Here is a 23,248-nt window from a genome sequence, read left to right as displayed (position 1 = left end):
CTTGTTGAGATCACAATAGCATCACACCTTAAAGTTGGAGACCGACGCTTTCAGCTCGGATGCGAAGCCGGTTATTTGCTTGATGGATCCGGTGGTTTTCAAGGTTCCTTCGGTGTTTTGCCGGGTAATATGAAGAATTTCTTCCATGTTGGCAACCACCTTGTGCGCAGCCCGTGTTTGCGTGCTGGTGACCTCAAAAATGCTGGTCACGAGTTGCGCGAGTTGCGTTGAGACCTTCTCGATTTCTTCCAGAGCACGGCCGGCAGCGTCGGAACGTTTTGTGCCTTTGGCCACGCCCAGCGTACTTCTCTCCATCGCGGTAATGGCATCTTGAGTATCGCCCTGAATCGTGGCGATCAGTTCGCTGATTTGCTTGCTGGCTTCCGCGGATCGTTCGGCCAGGCGCTGGACTTCTTGCGCGATGACGGTGAATCCTTGCCCGGCTTCACCCGCAGCGGTTGCCTGCAACGCGGCGTTCAATGCCAGCACATTGGTCTGATCAGTGATATCGGTGATTAGTGCAACGATTTCGCCAATCTCCTGCGAACTTTCGCCTAAGCGTTTGATACGTTTGGAGGTATCCTGAATATAACTGCGGATTTCATTCATGCCGGCGATCGATTCGCGCACGGCCAAAGTTCCCTTTTCCGCGGCAGCCAAAGACTGTTTGGCGACTTTGGCGGATTCCGTCGCCATGTCCGAGATCTCGCCGATTGAGTCGGTCATGCCTAAAACCGCGATGGTGGTTTGCTCGATTTTAGCCGTTTGTTGCTGTGCTGCCGCCAATAGCCCTGAAGAAACCTGCTGCGCCTGGCCGGATGATTTCACCACCAGCCTGCTGGCCTGGTTGACTTGTTCCACCAGCGTGTGCAGTTCTTCAATCGTGCAATTGATGGCATCCGCGATAGCGCCGGTTGTCGGGTTGGTGATATCGGTGCGGACGGTCAGATCGCCGTCTGCGATTTTTTTCATATCGTCGAGCAGTTTTACCATGGCTTTTTGTGTTTTCGCCACTTCATTTCTGCTCGAGAGATCTTGGTGCTGCGCATTGCGGCGCATGGCGCGGATAAAAAAGATCAATGCCAGACCGATGCATGCGGCCAAGAGCAGCATCAGCCAGTTGAACAGTGACGCCGAGCGCGTCACTTGCGCGCGTATATCGTTTTCCAGCGCGGTTGTCGTGTCCAGCATGCTATCGCTATGGCTGGAAATTTCGCCGATTGCAGACTGAATCGATACCGCTGCCGGGATTTCTTGCTGGATGATACGCAAATGATCGTCAAATTTACGCAGCGATGCATACAAATGCGACAACAGATCCTGGATCGCTTCATCTTTGCTGGAAGCAGCGCCTAAGCCGTTAGCGCCCAGGCTTAACACTTGCATGAGCGCTGAAATCTGCGCTTGATCCCGGTTCAATTGCGTCGACAGTTCCGTCACTGTCAATTCGACCGGCAGCATCGCTTTCACATTCCTGGCGACGTCACGCGCATGCATCCGGATGGCTTCGATCGCCCGGATTTCTTGCGGCATATTGCCGATTTGCAACAAGCGGCTGATGATTTCTTCAGTACGCCGGCGTAACTGGCTGTTGGTGATTTGTATTGCTTTGGTGCTGTGATGGAGTTTCAGCAGCGATTCTTTCCGGTTCAGGATCGCTTGTATTCTTTGATCATCCTGTTGCCAGTTTTTCAGAAATGCATCTAAACCCGGCGATAATGGATCGTCTGCAGCGGCAATCACATTGCCGTTCCGGGATACGCCGCCTGCGATCAGCAAGTTGACAACCTGATTGAATTGCTGCTGCTGGTCTTGCAGTTGCGAAAAAGCGGAGTCGTTGCCTGTCAGCACCTGCTGCGCGGTTTTGACCAGTTGTAAATGCTGAACTTTTAGTTGCGAAACGAGCTCGGGTTGGGCACCGGAATGTCGGGCTTGCTGCAAGCCGATAATAAGCGTGACGATCAACAGTAAAGTCAGAATAATCACAGAGCCGCCCAGCATCCAATAATGATTGAGCGGCAAAAGCTGCTTTGGAATGTATTTTTTCGTAGGGATGGTAATCGCAGGTAGTTTTTTGCTGATCGCCACCAATCCGGTTGTGAGCCCAAATTTAGAAAAATTGCTTTCCATCGCTTCCTCCAGTGTACCGCTTGTCTTGCTTAATTCAGATTGCTAATCAATGACATTCGACGCCCGTTTTTACCGGGTACGACGATAGCTTAACTGTTGGAAGGGATGATTAAAGACAGGATAAGACCGGTAAAACAAGGTCTTTTTGGATCAGGGTGTGTGGCTTGGCTCAATCCCGATGAGGAGAAACAGTGACGATGGATGGAACGTTGTTTTGAACTGTGGAACGGATAACTATCCGCTCCACAGTTCAGGAAGATTAACAGCAATTTTGTCAGGTCAGTTTGCGTCGATACATAGTGCCTAATAACAGTAATCCGGCCAACAACATGGCGTAGGTTTCCGGTTCCGGTACCGGGGATAGCAAGAAAGCGTGGCCGTCGTTGATTCCCAAGAGTGGATTGATGACGGTGCCCACAATCGCGCCATGATCGTTAATACCGGCCGCTTCTTTCAACACCCAACCGGCGCTGACCAATGCTGGATCGAGAAAGCTGTTTAAGTCGATCAGCGTCGTACCGTCCCACAGTGTTGCATGCTGAGAACCATCGGCCAATTCACTCCAGCCGACAACGTGCCCCGAGATGTTAAGCGCCAGCGCTTGGCTGTTGGTGCCACCCAAAGTGCCCAAGTCAATCATCGTGGAACCATCCCAGAATGTCGCATGCTGTTCGAGATCGCCTGGGAGATAACTCCAGCCGGCAATTTGCCCGGCTTGGTTGATCGCCAATGCATTGCTGTCGATGCCGCCCAATGTGCCCAGATCGGTGACTGTGCCGCTGTTGATGTCCCAGAGCGTTGCATGGCTTTCGGTATCACCGCTGGTGAAGCTATTTCCCACGGCGAATCCGGCATTGTTGATCCCAAGGGCTTCACCGGTTTGTCCACCGAGCGTGTCCAGTACCGTAGGTGTCGTACTGTTATCCCAGAGCAATGGCTTGTAGGAGTTCGCATCAGCGGCCACCGCGGCGCCGACGATTTGCCCGAGATCGTTGATGCTTTGCCCCACGCTCCAGAAGTCATCTTTACGCCCTGCTAAATCTTCCAGATCGGTCCGGACGCCACTGGCATCCCAGGTCGAAGCAAAAAACCAGAAACCCCGGTCAGCAAAAGCACCGGCAATCTCTCCCGAAGCGTTGATACTCCAGCCGCGGCTGTCCATGCCATAGGTGGTGTTGGTTGTCATGGTGGTGCCATGCCAGATCGTCAGGATTTCCCCATCGTCCCGGGTCGGGGTTCCGCGGCTGTTGCCGCCAGTGATTTGTCCGGCATTATTGATAGCCAGAGCAAATGACCAAGATCCGCCTGCGGTGCCGAGATCATGGAAGGCATAACTGGTCGCGTTGGCCTGGCTGGCAGCCAGAAATAGGATACCCACTGCCGCTAAACCGGCCAGCTTCACGTTTAAATATTGAATAGTCTTAGATTTCATATCGTTCTCTGTATAAAATTAGAGCGGATGGTGTCATCTGTTTTTACGTTAAGTGAAAAGGAAAAAGCGGGAGTGGTTTAACCGTTAACCGCGTTAGCCATTTTTCTCCGGCGAGTCATCGCGCCAACCAAACCCAAGCCTGCAAGCAGCATGGCGTAGGTTTCCGGTTCGGGAACCGCAGAAATGACCGTGATGGTGCCGCTGACCCCATAGTCCCTTAGGGCTACGAGTTGATTGGCATAATTACTTCCACCGACGAAAGCGGTGTAATCGCCCGCTGCTAGATGAAAACTTTGCGTGACCCTATTGTCCAGCAAGTTATCCCCCCGGGAATGACCCCTGTGCCATAGTCCTGAACGCCATCGTAAGCATGGCCGATGTAGGTGAAAAAGCTCGGTGAGAGTTCATGAAGCGGCGCTTCGTTAGTGACCCGCCAGTCGGTCAATGCTCTAAATGAACCCTCAGTGAAGGCGCCGCCGCTATCGATGTTACGCAGCGTGGTAGAACTATCCGAGAAGTCGTGATCCGGACCGCCAGGGGTCGTGAACGGATCGTGCACATGGCCCCCGTGGAGCGAAAATCCGGGGGTCAGTCCATTGCGCCCGCCAAAGGCGACTGCTTGCTGGAATGAAAGCTGAACTTCTGCGGCATTGGTCAATGTGAATTGATAAGCGACCACTCTATGCGTATCGCCCCAATCGCCATCGGTACCGTCGATCCAGCCGTAATTACCCCGGACACTGGCCGTGAGCGTTGCCGTTGCACCCGATGTTCCATCAAATGTGCCTAGAATCTTCGGGAAGAAGTGGGCCATGGCGGGTGCCGAGGCGATCCCCGTTCCCAGGATCAATACCGTCAATACGTTCTTAATCAATTGTTTCATTGTTATTTCCCTTTGTTTGTTGTTGATTGGAATTAAATCTTTTTTCTTGACAGAAAATCAGAATGGCAGATCCACTCGCGGCATAGCATGCGCGAGGCGCCCGGAACCGGACAATAGTCCGATGTGACTATTGACGATTGAGTGATTTTGGATAATCCCTTGATATTAGGTATTTTTGAATGATGATCTGCGACGGTTCGGTGCAAAGCAATACAACACAAAGCGACGTGCGGCTTACATAAAATATCCGCTCAAACCTTGGAATGAAGCGAAGAACTGTGTTTTGGATTCAAAGAATTACCGGGCGTTGTACCGGATTTTCTGGTGTGAAAGTTTTCAAGATGTATGGTTTTAAGTCTCATTCAGAATGAGCGGCATTGTTTTGGATACTGTGCGATAGGGATTAGTTGATTGACCTGATGTTCCTTCTAGCAGTAACTGGGAGCGAAGTCGGGTTTGATCTTTGATTGCTGTCATCTGTCCGATTTTTGCGATTGCTTGCATGCGGTTAAACACATCGAGTTTTTTAAAGATGTTTTGCAAGTGATTTTTCACGGTGGAGATACTGATTCCGAGAATGTCAGCGATTTCAGAGTTGGTTTTTCCGAATCTCACCCAATCGAGAATTTCAGCTTCACGTTTGCTCAGTCCGGATGGATTGCAGTTGTGCGGTGATTCAAAGCGAGTCAACGATAAGTCCTGCGCATGCAACATCGGCATGACCCGGCGCAAGGCGTTGTCAAGATACGGCAAAAATTCTTCCAGAAAGATCAACTCGGCATCATCGAAATAACGCTGCGAATGGAACATTAGATAGAGGCAGTCTTGATTCGTGCGCTTATCCCTGAAACCATGTATCAACAATGATCGCATGCCTTGAAAAATTTTGCAGACAGTCGGCGGTAGTCGCTCACTCTGAGCGCTGGTTTGCGATCTGTCCAACTGCTGCCGGGTGGGTGCGCCGCCGGAAGTGAGCCATAAGCCGTAAAGCTCGCGTTGCAGCGATAAAAGCGTTTCTGCTGTCAGAAAACCGGTTCTGATTCCGGGTAAGACAGAGATCACATCGTACTCGGCTTGATTTGCATTCGGACCGATCCAAAGAGCCAGCATGATGTGATGCGGTAAAAAGCACTGGACATCGCCCTGCAGCCATTTGAGCAGGTCGTAATGGCTACGTACCGCGAATCCTTCCTGAATGATCCGGAAGTAAAGTCCTAAACTTCCATTAAGTGCCAAGGGTAATAACTCAAAGAAAAGTAAGTTGGGAACGATTCAACACCCAGACAAACTGGAACCATTGTTCGCTACGTTACCGGCAATTTGTAGCGCTGGTGCAAGTTGTGCCGGTTCGATCTTGTATCAATTATTGTGCGGGTTTACAAGGAGCGTCAATGCGGCAAATTGTCACGGGTATCTTGAGGCACTGGATGATTTCGGATGATAAAACCGCCGAAATGGCGGTTCCGTTGGCGATGTATCAATTACAGTTTGGCGGGATGTCGTTACCCAAGAAACAATTTGTACGCGGGATTCTTGGTTTCATCCCAGTAGCGGTAGCCCAACTGGTTGAGAAAGGCTTTGAAGTCGTTTTTCTCTTCCGGAGGAACCTGAATACCGATCAGGACGCGACCATAATCGGCGCCGTGGTTGCGGTAGTGGAACAGGCTGATGTTCCAGTTGTGGCTCATGTTGTTGAGGAAATTCATCAACGCGCCGGGGCGGTCGGGAAATTCAAAACGGTAAACAATTTCATTTTTGACCGCGTGCGTCCGTCCGCCGACCAAGTGGCGCACATGCAATTTGGCCATTTCGTTGTTGCTCATGTCCTCGGTGGCCAAGCCGCTGTGTTTGAGTTCCTTGATTAATTGCTGTGTTTCTTCCTGATTGCGCACCGATACGCCGACAAAGACATGCGCCACTTTCGGATCGGAATAGCGGTAATTGAATTCGGTGATGCTTTTGGCGCCGAGCAGATTGCAGAATTTCTTGAAACTGCCGGGTTGCTCCGGAATGGTCACGGAGATCACTGCTTCGCGTTGCTCGCCGATTTCGGCGCGTTCGGATATATGGCGCAGCCGGTCGAAATTCATGTTGGCGCCGGAAGCGATTCCCACCAGAGTTTTATGTTGAATTTTTTCACGCGCGACGTAGGCTTTAATACCGGCGATCGACAGCGCGCCGGACGGTTCCAGAATGGTGCGGGTGTCTTCGAACACATCCTTGATCGCCGCGCAAATCGCGTCGGTATCGACCAGCATTACCTCGTCGACCAATTCGCGGCACAAGCGGAACGTTTCCTTGCCGACATGCCGCACTGCCACACCGTCGGCGAACAAACCGACTTGCGCCAGTTTGATACGGCGGCCGCTTTGCAGCGAGCGGTACATGGCGTCGGCATCGACCGGCTCAACGCCGATAATTTTGATTTTCGGATACAACCGCTTGACATACGCCGCAATTCCGGCAATCAATCCGCCGCCGCCGATCGGCACGAAGATCGCATGAATCGGGCCGGTATGCTGCCGCAAAATTTCCATGCCGATGGTTCCTTGCCCGGCGATGACGTCCGGATCATCGTACGGATGCACGAACGTCACTTGTTCTTCCTTGGCCAGTTGAATCGCATGCTCGTAGGCATCGTTATACGAATCGCCGTGCAACGCAACCGTAGCGCCATGTCCCATGACCGCCTGCACCTTGATTTGCGGGGTAGTTACCGGCATCACAATGGTGGCGGAGCAATCCAGTTTTTTCGCGGCCAACGCCACGCCTTGCGCGTGGTTACCCGCCGACGCGGCGATGATGCCGCGATTGCGCACGGCAGGCGGTAACTTGATCATCTTGTTATACGCACCGCGCAACTTGAATGAAAACACCTGCTGCAAGTCTTCCCGTTTCAACAATACCTGATTGTGGATGCGCCCGGACAAATTGGCGACGAGTTCCAGCGGACTCTCGATCGCGACATCGTAAACCTGCGCGGTCAAAATTCTTTCAAGGTAATTGTTTTTCATGATGGAAAGCGGGTACAGCCAGGCAAAAGCCAGTTTGGATCTAAAAAACAGAATTTTATCATGATCATGGATGGCATGCGTTTTGTTATGGCTATCTGGATTAACGGTTTTGCTGATAACGGAATACCTGTCAATAGAAGAAACTCATGCGTTTAGCAGGTTTTTGCTCCAAGTTTCCAATTCATTGAGGATTGTTATTGCATTCTCATCGGTTTTATAGCGGTCACGCAATTGCGTAATTTGCGTGATGTATGCATTCGTCATCAGATTTCCATCATTGTTTGCTTGCATCAACTGCTGCAAGCGGAAGCGTTCCCATCGTTCACTTTCTTCCGGCGTCAAAGTTTCCGGCCAGTTACGCGCGCGGTAGCGAAATAACAGTTCAGGCAATCGCCGGTCGTGAAAATCGAAACGCATGCTGGCCAGTTGCTGCGGCGTGGCGTGGCGTATCTGCGTAAGCAGATAGGCATCGGCATTGTCAAAAAAACCGTCGTATAACGCCACGTCGACATCGCCGCACGGTTCGAAAGATTGGCTGGTATAGGCCGCGGCAACGCGTTGAAAGAAACCGGGGTGATTGCACAGTGTTTGCCAGTGGCGGTAGCACCGGTCCTTATCCAAGGCGATGCGCTCGGCGGCCTCATCATCGAGCGTATTGCGCGGCGCCAGTGCCGGGCATTTGTTGATTTTTACTGATTTGACCGGCAGCCGCTGCATGCCTTCCGGCAATTCATCGCTGCGGGTAAATAGCAATTGCGTCAGTTCCTCCGTGCTCAACGGCAAAAACATATCCGGATCGTGGCGCAGGTCGTAAACCAGCACGCTGTTGTTGTTGCCCGGTTCGGCGATGAGCGGCATGACCAGCGATGTACAGCCAACTTTGGCTGGATACATGCGCGTGGTGTGCAACACCGGATTACGTGTGGTGAGATCAAGTTGCGCCGCCGCCTTGCGCTTGTCGCGAAGTTGCAGTAACCAATCGTATAAGCGCGGCTGTTGCGTGCGCAGCAAGCGCGCCAAGGCGATGGTGGCGCGTACGTCGGACAGGGCATCATGCGCGGATTCATGAACAATACCGTTGGCGGCGACCAGATCTTCCAGTTTGAAACTCGGTTGCCCGTCTTCATGTTGCGGCCAGATGATCCCGGCGGGACGCAATGCATATGTCATGCGCACCAGATCGATGATGTCCCAGCGTGAATTGCCTTGCTGCCACTCGCGCGCATACGGATCGAAGAAATTGCGGTAGAGTGTGAAGCGCGTGACTTCATCGTCGAAGCGCAGCGAATTGTAACCAACGCCGCAGGTGCCGGGCTGGGAAAGCGCGGCATGAATGCGTGCGATAAACTCGGGTTCCGGCAATCCTTGCGCATCGGCGAGCTGCGGGGTGATACCGGTGAGCAGGCATGCTTCCGGGTGTGGCAGATAATCGCGCGGCGGTTTGCAATAAATTACCAGCGGCTCGCCGATCTCGTTCAGCGCTTCATCGGTGCGCACGCCGGCAAATTGCGACGGCCGGTCGCGCCTGGGATCAGCGCCGAACGTTTCATAGTCATGCCAATAAAAAGTAAAGGTCATTGCGATTGCCGGGTTTGGCCGTATGGCTGGGAAAACATGCTTTTTATCACTTCTGTGCTTCGCATTATAGTAGTATCTTGACCAATAATTTTTAACCCGAATAAGGAAAATACAGTATGGCACGAAAACTCATCAGTTCAGGTTCGACCTTCGAAAAGGAAATCGGTTATTCGCGCGCGGTGGTCGTGGATAATTGGGTATTGGTATCCGGCACGACCGGCTTCGATTACAGCAAAATGACCATTTCCGATGATTTATTGGAGCAAGCGGAACAATGCTTCAAAAATATTGAAATGGCGTTGCAGCAAGCCGGATCGAGCATGAAAGATGTGGTGCGGGTTACTTACGTATTTCCCGAAACCGGGGATTTCGAAAAATGCTGGCCGGTAATGCGAAAATATCTGGGCGATGTTAGACCGTCGGCGATGATGCTGACAGCCGGATTATCGGACCCGCGCATGAAGATTGAGATTCAGGTGACGGCGTATTGCAATGCAGGAACTGAATGAAATCCGGTAGCGATAAGCTGTAGAGATAATAAAAAAAGCACCCGGAAATGGGTGCTTTTTTTTTGAAGTTGATTCCGATTAAACGTTTTGTTGTCTGCGGCGAGCAGCGAAACCCAGCAATCCCAAACCGGCCAGTAACATGGCATAGGTTTCAGGTTCCGGAACTGCAGAAATGGTCAGCGTAGAGATTTGCGAGTATCCGGTATCGCCTGTCCATTCAATTGACGCAACGGCACCCAAGAAAGAGTGTGTACCTAATACATCGCCGGAGCTTGCATCAACAGCGAGGCTTCCCAGCGAAACGTGAGCGGAGTCAAACGCTTCATAAACACTGCGATGTCCGCCGATTACCCAGTAATCGATAGTTGCGCCGTTAGAGACGGATGACAAGGTGATGATCCCTGGAGTAGGAGATACCGATAAACCCATGGTATCGAAGGTATCGCGACCGTCGATGTACCAATAAGCATTGCTTACCGATATGCCAAAAGAATTCCATTCATTGCCGACAACATTCGATCCGCTTGAGCAAGTAGGGCACTCGGTGTCATTAAAATAGATGGTCGTTGCGCTTGCGGCGCCGGTAAATCCGGCAAATGATAATGCCAATAAAGACATCAGAATTTTTGATTTCATAATAATTAATCTCCGTTTTTGTTTATGAATAAAACTGCACGAAATTTTGGACAGTTTGTAAATGAGGAAATAATATCTTCCTTCTTTTTATTTATTGCATTAGTAAAATAGAGTAAAAGTTCCTCAAGGGAAATAGTCAAATGCAACTCTTTTTACCGGGACAAGTGTACTACTTTTTATCTGGAATCGTGATACTTCATTAATTCTATTTGTGATCGTATAGCAACAAATAAGAAGCATCTCGAGAGTGTTCTAATCGATAAAATTAGAAACATAAAAAAAGAGCACCCGGATACGAGTGCCCTTTTTTGAGGTCGATTCAAATTATATTATGCGATCTGTTGTCTGCGGCGAGCAGCAAAACCCAGCAATCCCAAACCGGCCAGTAACATGGCATAGGTTTCAGGTTCCGGAACAGCGGCGATGGCGAGGTCTTGGCTCACATTCCAATCTTGTTCCAGTAACTCTGCTGTGCCGAACGAACCGTCGCTGAAATACACGCTAACGCTTGCATTCGCTAAACTTGGGCCTCCTGGTACAGGAATAGTGCCGCTGTCAACAACCGGTGGTGCTACGGTTGTGATCAAGTCGATATCCAGTCCGCTGAAATTGAAAGTATTGCCGCTAAGGACGCTCAATCCGTCCCAGGTTTCGGTCGAGTAATGGCTACCGGTCAGGAAGTTCGAGTGGATACCGGTGCTGCCGAAGATTTCCCAAATAGCAATGCCGTCTGCTTGGGTACCGAGATCGTATACCACTTTCACGATGTCAACGCCCGGCGCCGATGTGTTGGTCACCGATCCAGATTGGATATAGTTTCCGCCGTTCAGGTGGATGGTTGCAGTACCTGCTAACGCGGTACTTGAGAAAATCGCTGCTGACGCAGCAATGGTAACGAGGTAACGTAATTTCATTTCTTCTATCTCCAAAAAAATTATGAATCCAACTGCGTTTCAAAAAACCTCTGACAAGGGACCTGAAATTTATCAAAAAATTGATGCGTATTTAAGATGAATACACGGGTAAACATTGACCTGTCAACCCCTCAGCAATGACGTTAGGGCATTGATCGAAAATAAATATGATGACAGCGACAACTTTATTCATCCGAGCAGCCTAAAAATTGCTTTAGGAATGGTAACTTAATAGTCTTGTTTAAAAAATAGTCAATCGCAACTTAAATCTGCAGTGCAAATGTCCCGCTTTTGAATAGGGAAAGCAGTACATCTATCCTGATAATCGTTGGCGCTATGTTAGTTTCCGAATGGTGTGCTTGATGATCAATTCGCTTCAAGAAATCCCTCCACTATTCTTTTATCGAACTAAAAATTTCTTTTAGTGGCGAATTGGCTGGCTCTCCAATTAACTATTGACCAGCAGTTTTAGATCTGCCCCTGAAAGCGCCAATCGTTGCGTTGCTGCTAACATAGGGACTGCCATCGTAATAAGCGGTGCCAATATCCGTTAACGTTTTTAACCCCAGTGCCGCTGCCGCAAACGGTGTAAAAGCGTTGGCTGGTTCATAACGGTGATCGCCAGCAACCGGCATGATAGTCGGTGAGATAAAACCGAGAGCAGATCCGGTTAGTGTTCCTCCTATGATGCGGCTTGAGCAGATACTGTTTTGATCAAGCGCGTAAGGTGCCAATTCATTTTTGTAGATCAAGAAATTAGATTGCCCCCGATTGTTGTTATACATGAAATTGGACTCCCGGCTTCCCTCGGCGTCGTAAAAATAAATATTACTATCGCCGGTGGGAATAGAGTTTTCATTACCCAGTTTTCCACCCATCATTGCCAGCATGGTAATTCTTCTTTTATTGATTTCCGGCGCTTTCCAATAAAACAGGTTATTGGAGATATTCGCAAAACCTGCCGCCGCATTGCCAGTTGTTCTCCAGCCAAGGGGTTGATTGGAACTGTCAGCGGGATCCGGCGCGGTGGCATCCATATCCGCGAAGAAGGTATTATGCTGTATGAGGTGCCCTGAGCCGCCGTTGAGCCAAATGCCATACCACTTGAAACGCGTTGCCAGGTTGAATACAAACTTGCAATCAGTATTCAATGTATTGGTCGGGTCCCCTCTGTCGTTAAAATTGAAATTATTGAGCCAGATTCCTCCGCCTGCTTTGTGATTTTGAGTTCCGTTGACTCCCGACAAATCGCCCCAGTTATAACGGACCGTGCAATTGTCAGTGCTCTTCCATAGCTCAATGACTGAATGTCCCGAACAGTTATAAGACATATTTTTTTCAATCAGCGCCCCGCTGGTGCCGGCTATTTCGTATGCATTATTCAGGTTATTCTCGGAATAGCAACCGGCGACATACAATTCCTTAACCCTTATCGCATCAGACACACCGTAGACGACCATGCCGCCGCGTCCGAGATTTTCCATATTATCAACACCAGCGCCTGAGAAGTTGCATCCAACAATATGAATATTATGAATATCTGAGATAACCCCCGGGGTTCGCGCTACGCACAAGAACGCATTGTTGCGCGCGCTTTGGATATCCAATCCACACACGATCAGATTACCGGTATCAGCCACGGTGTGATCGGGGTTAAGTAAAAACGTGTATCTAGACACAGTAACTTCGGTGAAGCCATCGTTTGCAGATTCGCCGGAATCCAATCTTATATACATGGTTCCGTTGTTGAATGCTGACCAGCCAGGAAGAAGCATTAGAGCGCCTTGTCCGGTAGTGCTGAATTCAGCTTTAGGCAGTCTTGCTCCGTGCCGCCAGACTACTTGCTCGTTTGCGCCGACATAATAACTCCAGATGTTTTCATTACGATTATGGAGTGTCCAATTGACCACTGCAGCACTTGTAATGACCGGAAGTTCTTCCGCATCGCCGTAAGGGCACATCAAAAATGGATTGGTTGCAACGCCATGAACGACAAGATTCAATCCCAGATTTCCGGTCACTCTGAGCTTGGTGCCACGTTTGAATCCGAGTACTTCGCCCGACATGTTTCCGCGCACGACGTTTTCAATCTCGGATTGTGTTTTGTAGGGAAACTCAAATGTGCCAAGGGATTTTGTTGCCGTTGAGCTTGGATCGAAAAATATTGTCGGTTCTCTGACATAATCCCGGTAAATATCAATTCCATTTCGAGTGCTGTTCAGCCAGTCAAGTCCTGCGCTTACAATGTTTGGGAAAGCCAGTGTTGCTGCTGCTGAAGATACAACTGCTCCACCTTGTAATAAGAAAGTGCGACGGTCCATAAGCTAACTATCTCCTCTATCTATGTTTGAGATGCATTTCTACTGCTTAATTAAACTCGAATATCTCCGCATGGATCTTGCAATTTTTTGCGGAATTACGTTTGTTTGGTTAGCAGGCTTTTCCAGTCTTGCAGCCTGATTTCTAAACTACTTTGGGAAATTAGAAACAATAGCGCTGTAGTGCGTATTTATATTATATGTAGGTAATGATTGAAGATTATACAAGTTTTTCTCAGAAAGGTAACATTAGAAAAATTGATATTATATTCCCGGCATGAGTTTCTCGAAGGGGAGATTTTATGTCAAGCTCGCGTCTTTTTAATGTGTAATCGTCCTTTTAAGATCAATAAATTAAGCGCATGATGCGCGATGCAAATTTATTACTCGATCAAGAATAAGATATTTTGTTGCTGCGCCGTTTAAGGTATGGTAGCAGCGTCTGCTGCTTTTGTAGTGCAAATGTACCATTTTATAAGTGGAAGAAGTAGTACGTTTGTCCTGCCAGAATCGAGATGTCAGTCATCGAACGGCGAACTGGGCGCGCTGCTGCCAGTTTGGGGTGCGGTTGAGGGTTGTTGTGAAAACGGGGAAGCGCCACCGGTCGTTGAAGGTCTGGAAGGTGACGATCCGCCCGTTGCGGATGGGGATTGCGGCGCAAAGGGTGAGGGGGTACCGGGGGTATTGGTTTTCTGTTGCTGGGAGGCGGGATTGGTTGAACTGGAGGGATCGCCCGGTTTATAAACGAACTTCCAATCACGGTAAGTCATCGCTTCGGAGAATTTTTTGTAGTGTTCCGGGAATTTTTCTTTTTTGATTGGTTTTTTCTCGGAAAGACTATGCACGCCGGTGATCCGGACATTAACGTTGGACGTTGCTACGGTGCCGGTATTGGGCGGCGCTTCTTCGACCAATCCCCATTCGGCGGTGTTCGTGATCGGATCGATGTAAATTTTTCTCAAATGCCGTCTGGTGGCGGGTAAGCGTTTGTCCTCGATCAAGTCCTCCAGTGATTTTGGATATTCCTTGGTGCCGCCCGGACTGTTATAGTAGGACATCACCGCTTTGCGGAATTGCTCCCCGATAAACAGCAACTCGGCTTCTTTCTCTTGCTGTAACTTGATTTGCCAGACTTGCCCGGTTCCCGCCATGACAATTCCCGTAACGGCGACTGCGAACAACGCCCAGAGATACACAAAACCCTGCGCGCGTTGCATCATGTTTTTCGCTGATGGAATGCTGGACCGATGGGGGGCCGCTGTCACCATTCTTCGTAATACGAGCCATCGAGCGCCCGCCCGTTGTAACCGCTATGGACATCGTATACGCCCGATTCGGACTCGTTTTTGGGAGGAACGGCAATCCAAGTTTGATCGCTCTCGGTGAAAGGGTCCACGGGAACCTTGCGCATATAGCCTTTATCGACGAGTTCCATGAGGTCGATCGGGTATTTGCCGGTGTCCGAGTAAAATTGATCAATGGCATTGCGCATGATGCCGAGATCCTGACGCAGAACGGTTTCCTTGGTTTTGTCGATGGCGCCGAAATAGCGGGGTGCTACGATGCTAAGTAGCGTGGCGATGATTGCCATGACCACCAGCAACTCTATCAGAGTAAAGCCTAAAACTTTTCGATGAGAGGGGGTGCTCATTACCATTCGCGGTAGGGGATGCCGTTCAGGCCGATGGCTTCCGAACGAGAATATACATCAAAGACATCGTCACCTTCTTTCGGGCTGTCCCATGGACTTTCGTAGCTGCGTTTACCCCAGGTATCGGCAGCCGGAGTGACTTCGATGCCGGTCACGTCCAATTCGGTGAACATAGGGTCACGGGGCAAGCGGCGTAGAAAATAGATGACTTTTTTATCAGGGCTCTTGATATCTTGCACACCCATAAATAACTCTTCGAGCCGGGGGGGGTAGCCGGATTCGTCAGCTTTTTTTGCGATTTTTCCTTCATCGACCGCCTGTTTGTAAGCGTCAATCGCTGTTCGAATTTGGCGTAAGGCAACGCGTAACTCTTGTTCTTTTTCGCGTTTGACCATGAGTTCGCGTAACGGTAGCGCGGCGGTTGCAAGAATTGCCATGATTACTATCACGATCATTAGTTCGATTAAGGTAAAGCCTTGATGTCTTTTAGAGATTTTTAAAAAGAACATCCGCGTTATTTCAAATTGATAGTCACTGGTGGCGGTAACGTTACTTCTACAGATTCGCCATTTTCCTTATCTTCCGCGACTGCATTCTGGAGATTTATTTCTGTCGTACCGGGATTGGCGGCGATGACTTTGAAACGTATCTGCGTCGCCATGCCGGCAGGCTGATCCTTGCCCAGCCTGATGGTGCGTGAGCCGGATTTGTCGCCTTCATCGAGTGCCTCCAGCGCACTGGCCTCATAGTTAAGCTGAACCTCGGAACTGACCGTCACTTTAGCGCCCACCAACCGGATATTGACGGAAAACTCTTTATCCATACCGACATTGGTCGGTGCTTGCAGTGTAAACGTTGGCGACGAAGCGGCAATGCTGGCAAACGGATTGGGCATCTCGGGAGGAAGTTCGTCCACGGCTGCAACGGCGAACGGGTTCGGCGGCATGCCTCGCGCAGCTCCCGGACCCGAGCCTGCCGGAGCGATGGCTAAGGATTGCGGTTCGGTCCTTTTGATCGCTACCGGCAATTTACCCGCTTCACTGGCGGTACCGAAATGGTATTCTCTTTCTAGGTTACTGAGTTTGGGTAGATTCCTAATAATCTTAGGTGTAATTAACAATACAATTTCAGATTTTGTGCGATTGACTTTCTGGTTTGTCAATAGTCTGTCAAGACCGGGGATATTAAGAATTCCTGCAAGACCAGTCATAGTCCTTAATTCGCGATTATCAATTAACCCAGCCAACACCTGTGTTTCACCATCCTTCAACGTCAAAATTGTCTCTGCATTGCGAGTTCCAACAAGCGGGGCTGTCGCGCCACTCGGGCCGGGTACATCCCTGACAAAATTACTAACTTCCAGTGTGGTTTTCATCGTGACGTCATCGTGTAATCCAATCCGAGGTTCTACATCCAGTTTTACACCAAGGTCAATAAATGTCGGAGTCGAAGTCACAACAGCAGTGACACCGGGTTGCACATTCGCAGTAAAAAAGGGGCGTTTCTCACCAATATGGATCTTGGCTTTTTCGCGATTTGTCACCCTGATTCTGGGATTAGCAAGTATGTCTCCTGTTGTTAGGTTGTGCATGAAATCAATCCTAGCTTGATTGGTGATTGTAAAGCTCTTCAGACCTAAACCATTTGAACCAATCTGATTAAGAATCGCTGTTGCCGGAGGAGCTGCTGCTCCTACGCCTGTTAAGCCACTGAAGGTAACAGATTGAGGCATATTAGGGCCTAGTAGAAAATCATTTCCACGAGCGATTTCAAGAATTGCAACATCCAACATTACCTCCGGCTCGGCTAAATCGTTTAACGATATTAATCGTTCCGTAAGACGAATCGCCTCAAGCGTGTCGCGCATTATGAACAAATTAAGTTGTTCATTGACATAGATATCTTTTGCTTTAACGATACCCCTAACCATTGCTACCATTTGTTTAACATCGGTGTGTGCGACTTGAAAACTGCGCACAACCAATTCCTGATAATCTTTAAGTTTCGCGGGCGTATTAGGGTAAATCAGTAATGAGTTGTTATTAAGCACCTTATAAGTAAGCTGATTCGTGGTCAGAATTAATTTCAGAATATCTTCAATGGTATTGTTTCGAACGAAAATTGAAATTTTACTGTCTTGTCTGATGTCCTTATCAAAAACAAAATTTATTCCGGCAGTGCGAGACATTATTTCAAATATCGATTTTAAATCAGTATCTTTAAATTCCATTGAGATGGCTTTTTTAAATGCTGATTCAAGCGCCAGATTAGTTACTTCGGGACGAGAAAGTTTTGAATTGATTTGCGTAATCAATTGACGAGCGTGTGGTTGCTGCGAATTTTCTTGTAATACAGCGCGGACTATTGTTTCTGCTCCGATAATATCGTCTTTATCCAGTAATATTCTTGCCGCCTCAATTGATACGATATGTCGGCGTTCGATATTGACAGCCGTGACCCCATCCTTTGCCCGTTCATTGAATGGATACATTTCTAAAACGCGCTGATACCCCTGTTCAGCCAGATCGAGATTTCCGGCGTTGAACTGAGCATCCGCATCATACAAAAGCTTACTGAGTATTTCATCGCGTAATCTTAACAGCATCGCACGAATCTCTTTGTTTTCAGGTTCTTCGCGTGCCGCTTGCTCAAGTTTTAGAAGTCCGCTTTCAAGCTTGCCTTCCGATACTAGTTTTTGTGCTTCTGAGAATGCGATGTTTCTGAGTAGGAATGTCTTGTTATCAATCGCGCATCCCGCTTGAACCAGAAATACCATGATCAAAACGATTATTTTCCAGCTTCTCATCGGAAGTTTCCTGCCAGTTTTTGATTGATCGTGAGGGTCTGTTTTACATTGAGCGGTAAATACGTGACGGTTACGGTATCGTCGTTGATCGCATCTAACCGGTATTGATCGTTAATTTTTCCGCCAATTTTAGTAATGAGATTTTCTCCTGAATGAGAAAGAAAAACCCAAGTTTCATTGTCCGTAATGGTTTTGCCTGTATATTTAAATTGCAGAGGGGGGGCCGTTGGCACTGGCGGTGCGATTTTGACCGGCTGCACGATTTTGAATTCGTGTTCTTCAGGATCGTTGCGCATCACTTGTTTCGGCATCCAGGTGGTCGACGCGAATAATTCACCCGCCTGAGAGTTAAATTTCCGTTGCCCCAGTTTGCTGACATCCAGCTGTACGGTATTGGTCTCCGGTTTCCGGTTTTTTTCCTGCGTTGTTCTGAATGGCTGCAACGGCGCTTCCGCCATTTGGAATGCGAGTTCTTCCTCGTCTTCCACCAGTAGCGCAGCGATTAAGGTTGCGATCAATGCACCCCCAATGATGATTTTCCGTTTTCTTTCAGCGGCATCCATGTCGTTATTTGTTCAAATAAAGGTTGATTTCCAGCCGCACATCCAGCTTGTCAGCAGCCGTGCTTTCACGCTTGATGGCGATTGCCGATATGGCCATTGCCGGAATGGTTTCCAAGGCATCGGCGATAAAAGCGCGGATTTGCGGATAACTGCCTTTAACCGGCAGAATCATTTCGTAGCGCGCTAAACGGGCGTCACTTTCATTGATTAACCGGTACTCGCTGCTTGCCAGTTCGATGCCTTGTTTCTGAGCTAATCCGGTCAGTTCGCGGATCCAGAAAGGCGATGAATCGATGCGCGGGAAGAAATCATAAAATACTTGTAATGCCTGATCGCTGCTCATTTTTTTCCCCGCTTCAAGATCAGTGCCATCGGTGGCGGATTTTTTCGATATGGCTTGCGCTTGCAGGGTAACCGCCCGGTCTTTGAGTTTCTGCAGTTCCGTTTCTTGCGGTAGCACCGCGAGAACAAAATAAATACCGGCTGCGATCATCAAGCCGAAGCCGATCTTGCCGGTATTGCCCAAGCGCCCCAGTTGCCACCGCACCAGCAGCAAGATCCGGTTCCACGGGATGGACGGTAGTTCTTTTTTCAGGAAACTTGTATCCATGCGGCATGTAACAGAAAAATGATCGGACGGTGCGGATTATCCTGTTTGATTTTGTAATTCAACAAGTGCACATTTTCAAATACCGGTTCACGCTCCAGCGCTTCAACAAAATCCAATAATTCCGCCATGCTTTTGGCTTCGCCGTTCAACCGCAATGTCCGGTTGGCGAAATTGGGTTGCAGCGATAGCAGTGCGATATCGTCGGTTGCCGCATGTTCGATCGAGTCGAACAATGCTTCCCAGGGCAAATTAAGCTGGTCGAGAACAGCGTTGGCTTGCGCGACTTCCTTGCCGATTTCCTGGCTGAATTCGCGGATGCGCGATGTCGCGCGCGCGCGCGGCGCGGCTTTTTGCTGTTGCTGCTTTTCCATCCGCTCGACCCGGTTGCTCCAGAAATTGATTTCTTCGGCTTGATAGCGGAACTGCAGAAACACGCCCGCGACGACTGCCAAACCCAGCACTAACAGGAACATGTCGAGTTGCGGCGCTGCTTGTTCGCGATAAGGAAATCTTAATCTTAAGCGGGACATTGATTTTGATTGGATTGTTGAACAGTAACGGTGGGGTAATAAGCCGGCACCGGCAGGTTTTTCTGCGGCAGGGTAACGACCTGCCAGCCGCTTTGCGATGGCAATGTCAGGCCCGGGTATTCGGGGGCGAATAAATGCACGAATTCCAGCGCTTCTTTGGTGCCGGACCAAATAACCTCTTGATCCAAAGCGGCGAGTAAATCATCGGCGGCGTTATGCAGAATCCGCTGGTTGCGGATGCTTTGCCATTTGCCATGATGGGATATGGCGATACAAATGCGGCCGGTTTCTATCACTGCCAAATAAATTTTCTCATTTTGCAATTGCGCGCACCAGCGATCGTAGACCGACGCCAAATACGGTTCGACGTGTTGCAGCTTGCATTTGTGAGTAACCATCAGCTGTTCCAATCGCGCCAGCAAATCCCGCGGAATCGCGGCGCAAACTGCGCCATCCACCGGATTCCAGTCACTCACGCTGAGCGCCCAGGATTCCACCCGCTCACCATAGACTTCCTGCATGCGGAATTGCGCATAGGATTTTACTTCTTCCGGCGTGTTGATTTCACTTTGCGGCGGAAGCGCGGCATAACGCACAAAATGATTGGATAGCACGATGGATATCTGAGTCCCGGATCCTTCGGACAGCACGTGGTCCAGTTGCCGTAATGCCGGCTCCCAGTCCGGCGCGTTCCCGTCCGGTTCAAAAAATACCGTGGCTTTGTCAAGCTGAACCGGCTTAAAGCCGCGTTTCAAGCGCACCCAATCCAGTCGCGCGGGCGCCAGAAATACCTGAATCCGGTCACGCCACAATGGTAACACGATTGGCTTCCTCCAAGCTGGTTAATCCTTGTTTGACCATATCCAATGCGGCTTCGCGCAAGAAGCGGGTGCCGTTGTCGCGAGCCGCTTCTTTAATGCGCCGGATCGGTTCTTGCGCCACGATCAGTTCGCGAATTGCATCGTTCAATAACAGTATCTCGGCGATCGCATTTCTGCCGCGATAGCCGCTGCCGCGGCACTGCCCGCATCCCTTGCCGCTGCGGAAATGGTAGAGATGCGCTTGATCCAATGGAATGCCCGATTCTTCAATCAAATCATCATCGGGCCGTTCGTCGACAGCGCAGTGCGAACAGAGCAGCCGCACCAAACGTTGCGCCACAATGCCGTTCAAAGCCGATACGAAACTGTAGGGATCCACACCCATATGCGAGAACCGGCCGATCACGTCAAATACGTTATTGGCATGCACGGTGGTAAACACCAAGTGACCGGTGAGCGCCGCTTGTATGGCGATCTGCGCGGTTTCCGCATCGCGGATTTCGCCGACCATGATCTTGTCCGGATCGTGCCGCAGAATAGAGCGCAAGCCACGGGCGAACGTCAAGCCTTTTTTTTCATTGACCGGTATTTGTAAAACGCCGGGAAGCTGATATTCGATCGGATCCTCGATGGTGATGATCTTGTCGTTGCCTTTGTTGACTTCCGAAATAGCGGCGTAGAGCGAAGTGGTTTTGCCACTGCCGGTCGGTCCGGTAACCAGCAGCATACCGTAGGGTTCCGAACTTAAACGGCGGATACTGGCGATGGCTGCCTGGCTGAATCCCAGTTGATTGAGCGTTAAGCCTTCCAGTTGATCCGACAGCGCTTGCCGGTCGAGTATCCGCAATACCGCATCTTCACCGAAAATGCTCGGCATGATGGAGACGCGGAAATCGATCTCCCGCCCTTGAATGGAGATCTTGAACCGTCCATCCTGCGGCACCCGGCGTTCCGCGATATCCAATTCAGACATTACTTTGATTCTGGAGATGACTTGCTCGGCCAAATCGCCCCCCTGGATGACGCCGATATGCGTCAATACCCCATCGATCCGGTATTTGATCGACAATGCGCCGATGGTCATTTCCAGGTGTATATCGCTGGCTTGCGATTTATGCGCGTCGTACAGGGTTGAATGTACCAGGCGGACGACCTGGCTGGTGCCTTCATTGATGCTCTTTAACGATAAATCCTCGACACCGCTTTGAATATTGCTCAATTCTGTGGATGGCAGGACTTGATCCATCGCACGCATGGTTTTTTCCTGCTGGGTGAAGAAAGCGCTCAAGTCCGCCGGATGAACCAAGTGCCATTCAACTGCCCGGTCGAATCGTTCCTCGGCCCAGGAGCGCAGCTTGCCGGAGAAAGGATTGCTGATCGCGAATACCAGCTGTTGGTCACGGTGAAAGAGTATGCATTCATGCGCCAGTGCTTCTGCAAACGGCAAGATATCGAAGGCCGGTTGCAACGTATGGATGGCTTTCATTTCGAGCACGGGCATGTGCATCAATCGGCCGAGCTGCTGCATCAAAGCATCGGGGGAGAAACCTTCTTCTTCCAGTATCTGGATGACTGAAACATTTTGCATAGCCGCTTTATGCCGGATTCCGGCCAGCCGGTTGAGGTCAAGGACGGGATTATTGGCTGTTTGCAAGGAAGTTTCCATCAATTAATACTTCCCGCCAATTCAAAAATAGGCATATACATCAATATGATGATACCGCCGATCACAATACCGATGAATGCCATCAGCAGCGGTTCAATCAGTTTGGTTGTCCATTCGACCCAGCGGGCAATTTCCTCATCATGAAAGTTGCCGATGCGCTCCATCATGTCGCCCATCAAGCCGGTACGTTCGCCGACACGGAGCATGCGATTACCGACCGCAGTCGTCAAACCTTCCATTTCCATGGCGCTGGAGATGGTTCTGCCTTCACGGATGTGTTTGGCAGCCGCAGCAACTTTGGGGCGCAGATGCGATTGCAACAAACCACCGACCATTTCCAATGCTTGCGTAATCGGAATACCGCCGCGTAATAACATTCCCAGCGTCTTATAGAACCGGGCCAGTTGATAGACCCGCATATGCTCGCCGATGGCGGGGATGCGCCATAGCCACTGCATGACTTTGGCGCGGAATGCCGGGCGGCTGACGGTATAAATCGTCAATCCCAGAATTGTGCATGAAGTAATGGCCAATTCCCAGCCGCGATCATGCACGAATTGTCCCCATTTGATCAGCAATAGCGAAAGCCATGGCAAGTCGCTGCCCATGTCGTCGTAAATAGCGCTGAATTTGGGAACGACAAACACCATCAGGAATACCGAAACCAGAAAACCGACCGCCAATAGCAAAACCGGGTAGATCGAGGCGCCGATCAGTTTCTTCCGGACAAAGTCCATTTGTGTCTGGTAAGTGATAAAACGCGTCAGCGCTTCCGCCAGATCGCCGGTGCGCTCGCTGGCTCGAACGGTGGCGATATACAATGGCGGAAACGCTTGCGGGTATTCTTCCAGGGTTTGCGAGAAAGTGACCCCTTCATACAGCCGCGCGAGAATACTTTGGATAATTTTGCGATTGCTGCCGTCCTGCTCTTTCTCCAATAGCGTTTCGATACTTTCGACCAAGCTTAATCCGGCGGTTTGCAGCGACAGTAATTCCTGGCTGAAGTGAACCAGCGGAAAACGCGTTTTCGATTTCAGCGAGAAGCCGGAGAAACTGCGCTTGATGCTGAGAACCATTCCGCCTTGCTCGATGATCTGACGGCGTGCTTCTTCCTCGCTGTTTGCTTCCAGTTCCAGATGCACGGTTCCTTGCCCGGAGATGACTGCTTTTATTTCAAACCGCATTAG

At 49.9% G+C, this 23,248-nt stretch carries 21 protein-coding genes; 1 reads left to right on the top strand and 20 read right to left on the bottom strand.

What is annotated here, in order from left to right; all coding sequences use genetic code 11:
• Nucleotides 1–21: 21 nt before the first annotated feature.
• From RBH92_RS12935 to sbcB, 7 genes are all read right to left on the bottom strand, one after another.
• Nucleotides 22–2,130 carry a methyl-accepting chemotaxis protein gene (locus RBH92_RS12935; RefSeq protein WP_307932418.1) on the bottom strand — a complete coding sequence of 703 codons (2,109 nt, stop codon included), beginning with the start codon at nucleotides 2,128–2,130 and terminating at the stop codon, nucleotides 22–24.
• A gap of 274 nt (nucleotides 2,131–2,404) precedes the next feature.
• Nucleotides 2,405–3,562 (bottom strand): PEP-CTERM sorting domain-containing protein, encoded by a 1,158-nt coding sequence (locus RBH92_RS12930; protein ID WP_307932417.1) that lies wholly within the window; start codon nucleotides 3,560–3,562, stop codon nucleotides 2,405–2,407.
• Between the two features lie 77 nt (nucleotides 3,563–3,639).
• On the bottom strand, nucleotides 3,640–3,879 hold the full coding sequence (locus RBH92_RS12925; protein WP_307932416.1) for an FxDxF family PEP-CTERM protein: 240 nt from the start codon (nucleotides 3,877–3,879) through the stop codon (nucleotides 3,640–3,642).
• Entirely contained in the window at nucleotides 3,843–4,436 is a 594-nt protein-coding gene (locus tag RBH92_RS12920; RefSeq protein ID WP_307932415.1) for a hypothetical protein, read from the bottom strand. Before RBH92_RS12920 ends, RBH92_RS12925 begins: the two co-directional genes overlap by 37 nt.
• Before the next feature lie 360 nt (nucleotides 4,437–4,796).
• Nucleotides 4,797–5,681 carry an XrtB/PEP-CTERM-associated transcriptional regulator EpsA gene (gene epsA, locus RBH92_RS12915; RefSeq protein ID WP_307932414.1) on the bottom strand — a complete coding sequence of 295 codons (885 nt, stop codon included), beginning with the start codon at nucleotides 5,679–5,681 and terminating at the stop codon, nucleotides 4,797–4,799.
• Between the two features lie 266 nt (nucleotides 5,682–5,947).
• Nucleotides 5,948–7,459 carry a threonine ammonia-lyase, biosynthetic gene (ilvA, locus tag RBH92_RS12910; protein WP_307932413.1) on the bottom strand — a complete coding sequence of 504 codons (1,512 nt, stop codon included), beginning with the start codon at nucleotides 7,457–7,459 and terminating at the stop codon, nucleotides 5,948–5,950.
• 144 nt (nucleotides 7,460–7,603) lie between these two features.
• Nucleotides 7,604–9,037 carry an exodeoxyribonuclease I gene (gene sbcB / locus RBH92_RS12905; protein ID WP_307932412.1) on the bottom strand — a complete coding sequence of 478 codons (1,434 nt, stop codon included), beginning with the start codon at nucleotides 9,035–9,037 and terminating at the stop codon, nucleotides 7,604–7,606.
• 116 nt (nucleotides 9,038–9,153) lie between these two features.
• Here sbcB and RBH92_RS12900 point away from each other — a divergent pair, with 116 nt between their 5' ends.
• The gene (locus tag RBH92_RS12900) at nucleotides 9,154–9,546 is read left to right on the top strand and encodes a RidA family protein (protein ID WP_307932411.1); all 393 of its coding nucleotides are present in this window, start codon (nucleotides 9,154–9,156) and stop codon (nucleotides 9,544–9,546) included.
• 78 nt (nucleotides 9,547–9,624) lie between these two features.
• Here the strand turns inward: RBH92_RS12900 and RBH92_RS12895 are convergent, their stop codons facing one another.
• The 13 genes from RBH92_RS12895 to RBH92_RS12835 all read right to left on the bottom strand — a co-directional run bounded on the left by RBH92_RS12895 (nucleotide 9,625) and on the right by RBH92_RS12835 (nucleotide 23,245).
• Complete coding sequence (locus RBH92_RS12895; RefSeq protein WP_307932410.1) at nucleotides 9,625–10,182, bottom strand: FxDxF family PEP-CTERM protein; 558 nt, start codon at nucleotides 10,180–10,182, stop codon at nucleotides 9,625–9,627.
• 329 nt (nucleotides 10,183–10,511) lie between these two features.
• Nucleotides 10,512–11,096 (bottom strand): PEP-CTERM sorting domain-containing protein, encoded by a 585-nt coding sequence (locus RBH92_RS12890; protein WP_307932409.1) that lies wholly within the window; start codon nucleotides 11,094–11,096, stop codon nucleotides 10,512–10,514.
• 452 nt (nucleotides 11,097–11,548) lie between these two features.
• Nucleotides 11,549–13,417, bottom strand: coding sequence for a hypothetical protein (locus RBH92_RS12885; RefSeq protein ID WP_307932408.1), 1,869 nt, complete (start codon nucleotides 13,415–13,417; stop codon nucleotides 11,549–11,551).
• Nucleotides 13,418–13,932: 515 nt separating this feature from the next.
• Entirely contained in the window at nucleotides 13,933–14,634 is a 702-nt protein-coding gene (locus RBH92_RS12880) for a type II secretion system protein (RefSeq protein ID WP_307932407.1), read from the bottom strand.
• A gap of 41 nt (nucleotides 14,635–14,675) precedes the next feature.
• Nucleotides 14,676–15,065: a type II secretion system protein gene (locus tag RBH92_RS12875; protein ID WP_307932406.1), complete on the bottom strand. Its 390-nt coding sequence runs from the start codon at nucleotides 15,063–15,065 to the stop codon at nucleotides 14,676–14,678.
• Nucleotides 15,065–15,574 carry a type II secretion system protein gene (locus RBH92_RS12870; RefSeq protein WP_307932405.1) on the bottom strand — a complete coding sequence of 170 codons (510 nt, stop codon included), beginning with the start codon at nucleotides 15,572–15,574 and terminating at the stop codon, nucleotides 15,065–15,067. Before RBH92_RS12870 ends, RBH92_RS12875 begins: the two co-directional genes overlap by 1 nt.
• A 5-nt stretch (nucleotides 15,575–15,579) precedes the next feature.
• Nucleotides 15,580–17,871, bottom strand: a complete 2,292-nt coding sequence (locus tag RBH92_RS12865; RefSeq protein ID WP_307932404.1) for a secretin and TonB N-terminal domain-containing protein — start codon at nucleotides 17,869–17,871, stop codon at nucleotides 15,580–15,582.
• A complete protein-coding gene (locus RBH92_RS12860; protein WP_307932403.1) occupies nucleotides 17,868–18,434 on the bottom strand; it encodes a hypothetical protein in 567 nt (188 codons plus the stop codon). The genes RBH92_RS12865 and RBH92_RS12860 overlap by 4 nt, the downstream gene beginning before the upstream one ends.
• A gap of 4 nt (nucleotides 18,435–18,438) precedes the next feature.
• The gene (locus RBH92_RS12855) at nucleotides 18,439–19,044 is read right to left on the bottom strand and encodes a hypothetical protein (protein ID WP_307932402.1); all 606 of its coding nucleotides are present in this window, start codon (nucleotides 19,042–19,044) and stop codon (nucleotides 18,439–18,441) included.
• Entirely contained in the window at nucleotides 19,026–19,574 is a 549-nt protein-coding gene (locus tag RBH92_RS12850; protein ID WP_307932401.1) for a PilN domain-containing protein, read from the bottom strand. The genes RBH92_RS12855 and RBH92_RS12850 overlap by 19 nt, the downstream gene beginning before the upstream one ends.
• On the bottom strand, nucleotides 19,562–20,395 hold the full coding sequence (locus tag RBH92_RS12845; RefSeq protein WP_307932400.1) for a hypothetical protein: 834 nt from the start codon (nucleotides 20,393–20,395) through the stop codon (nucleotides 19,562–19,564). The genes RBH92_RS12850 and RBH92_RS12845 overlap by 13 nt, the downstream gene beginning before the upstream one ends.
• Entirely contained in the window at nucleotides 20,376–22,061 is a 1,686-nt protein-coding gene (locus RBH92_RS12840) for a GspE/PulE family protein (protein ID WP_307932399.1), read from the bottom strand. Before RBH92_RS12840 ends, RBH92_RS12845 begins: the two co-directional genes overlap by 20 nt.
• The gene (locus RBH92_RS12835) at nucleotides 22,061–23,245 is read right to left on the bottom strand and encodes a type II secretion system F family protein (RefSeq protein WP_307932398.1); all 1,185 of its coding nucleotides are present in this window, start codon (nucleotides 23,243–23,245) and stop codon (nucleotides 22,061–22,063) included. The genes RBH92_RS12840 and RBH92_RS12835 overlap by 1 nt, the downstream gene beginning before the upstream one ends.
• Nucleotides 23,246–23,248 lie beyond the last annotated feature (3 nt).

Origin of the sequence: Nitrosomonas sp. sh817 (assembly GCF_030908545.1) — a bacterium.
GTDB lineage: Bacteria > Pseudomonadota > Gammaproteobacteria > Burkholderiales > Nitrosomonadaceae > Nitrosomonas.
The sequence above is the reverse complement of the archived record's forward strand: the minus strand, read 5'-3'. Positions and strand labels throughout refer to the sequence as shown.

Coding starts and splice junctions, on each gene's coding strand:
- RBH92_RS12875 (WP_307932406.1), bottom strand. CDS start 15,065: ATGAGCACCCCCTCTCATCGAAAAGTTTTAGGCTTTACTCTGATAGAG.
- RBH92_RS12880 (WP_307932407.1), bottom strand. CDS start 14,634: ATGATGCAACGCGCGCAGGGTTTTGTGTATCTCTGGGCGTTGTTCGCA.
- sbcB (WP_307932412.1), bottom strand. CDS start 9,037: ATGACCTTTACTTTTTATTGGCATGACTATGAAACGTTCGGCGCTGAT.
- ilvA (WP_307932413.1), bottom strand. CDS start 7,459: ATGAAAAACAATTACCTTGAAAGAATTTTGACCGCGCAGGTTTACGAT.
- RBH92_RS12890 (WP_307932409.1), bottom strand. CDS start 11,096: ATGAAATTACGTTACCTCGTTACCATTGCTGCGTCAGCAGCGATTTTC.
- RBH92_RS12840 (WP_307932399.1), bottom strand. CDS start 22,061: ATGGAAACTTCCTTGCAAACAGCCAATAATCCCGTCCTTGACCTCAAC.
- RBH92_RS12850 (WP_307932401.1), bottom strand. CDS start 19,574: ATGTCCCGCTTAAGATTAAGATTTCCTTATCGCGAACAAGCAGCGCCG.
- RBH92_RS12870 (WP_307932405.1), bottom strand. CDS start 15,574: ATGTTCTTTTTAAAAATCTCTAAAAGACATCAAGGCTTTACCTTAATC.
- RBH92_RS12900 (WP_307932411.1), top strand. CDS start 9,154: ATGGCACGAAAACTCATCAGTTCAGGTTCGACCTTCGAAAAGGAAATC.
- RBH92_RS12865 (WP_307932404.1), bottom strand. CDS start 17,871: ATGAGAAGCTGGAAAATAATCGTTTTGATCATGGTATTTCTGGTTCAA.
- RBH92_RS12930 (WP_307932417.1), bottom strand. CDS start 3,562: ATGAAATCTAAGACTATTCAATATTTAAACGTGAAGCTGGCCGGTTTA.
- RBH92_RS12885 (WP_307932408.1), bottom strand. CDS start 13,417: ATGGACCGTCGCACTTTCTTATTACAAGGTGGAGCAGTTGTATCTTCA.
- RBH92_RS12835 (WP_307932398.1), bottom strand. CDS start 23,245: ATGCGGTTTGAAATAAAAGCAGTCATCTCCGGGCAAGGAACCGTGCAT.
- RBH92_RS12935 (WP_307932418.1), bottom strand. CDS start 2,130: ATGGAAAGCAATTTTTCTAAATTTGGGCTCACAACCGGATTGGTGGCG.
- RBH92_RS12895 (WP_307932410.1), bottom strand. CDS start 10,182: ATGAAATCAAAAATTCTGATGTCTTTATTGGCATTATCATTTGCCGGA.
- RBH92_RS12860 (WP_307932403.1), bottom strand. CDS start 18,434: ATGGATGCCGCTGAAAGAAAACGGAAAATCATCATTGGGGGTGCATTG.
- RBH92_RS12855 (WP_307932402.1), bottom strand. CDS start 19,044: ATGGATACAAGTTTCCTGAAAAAAGAACTACCGTCCATCCCGTGGAAC.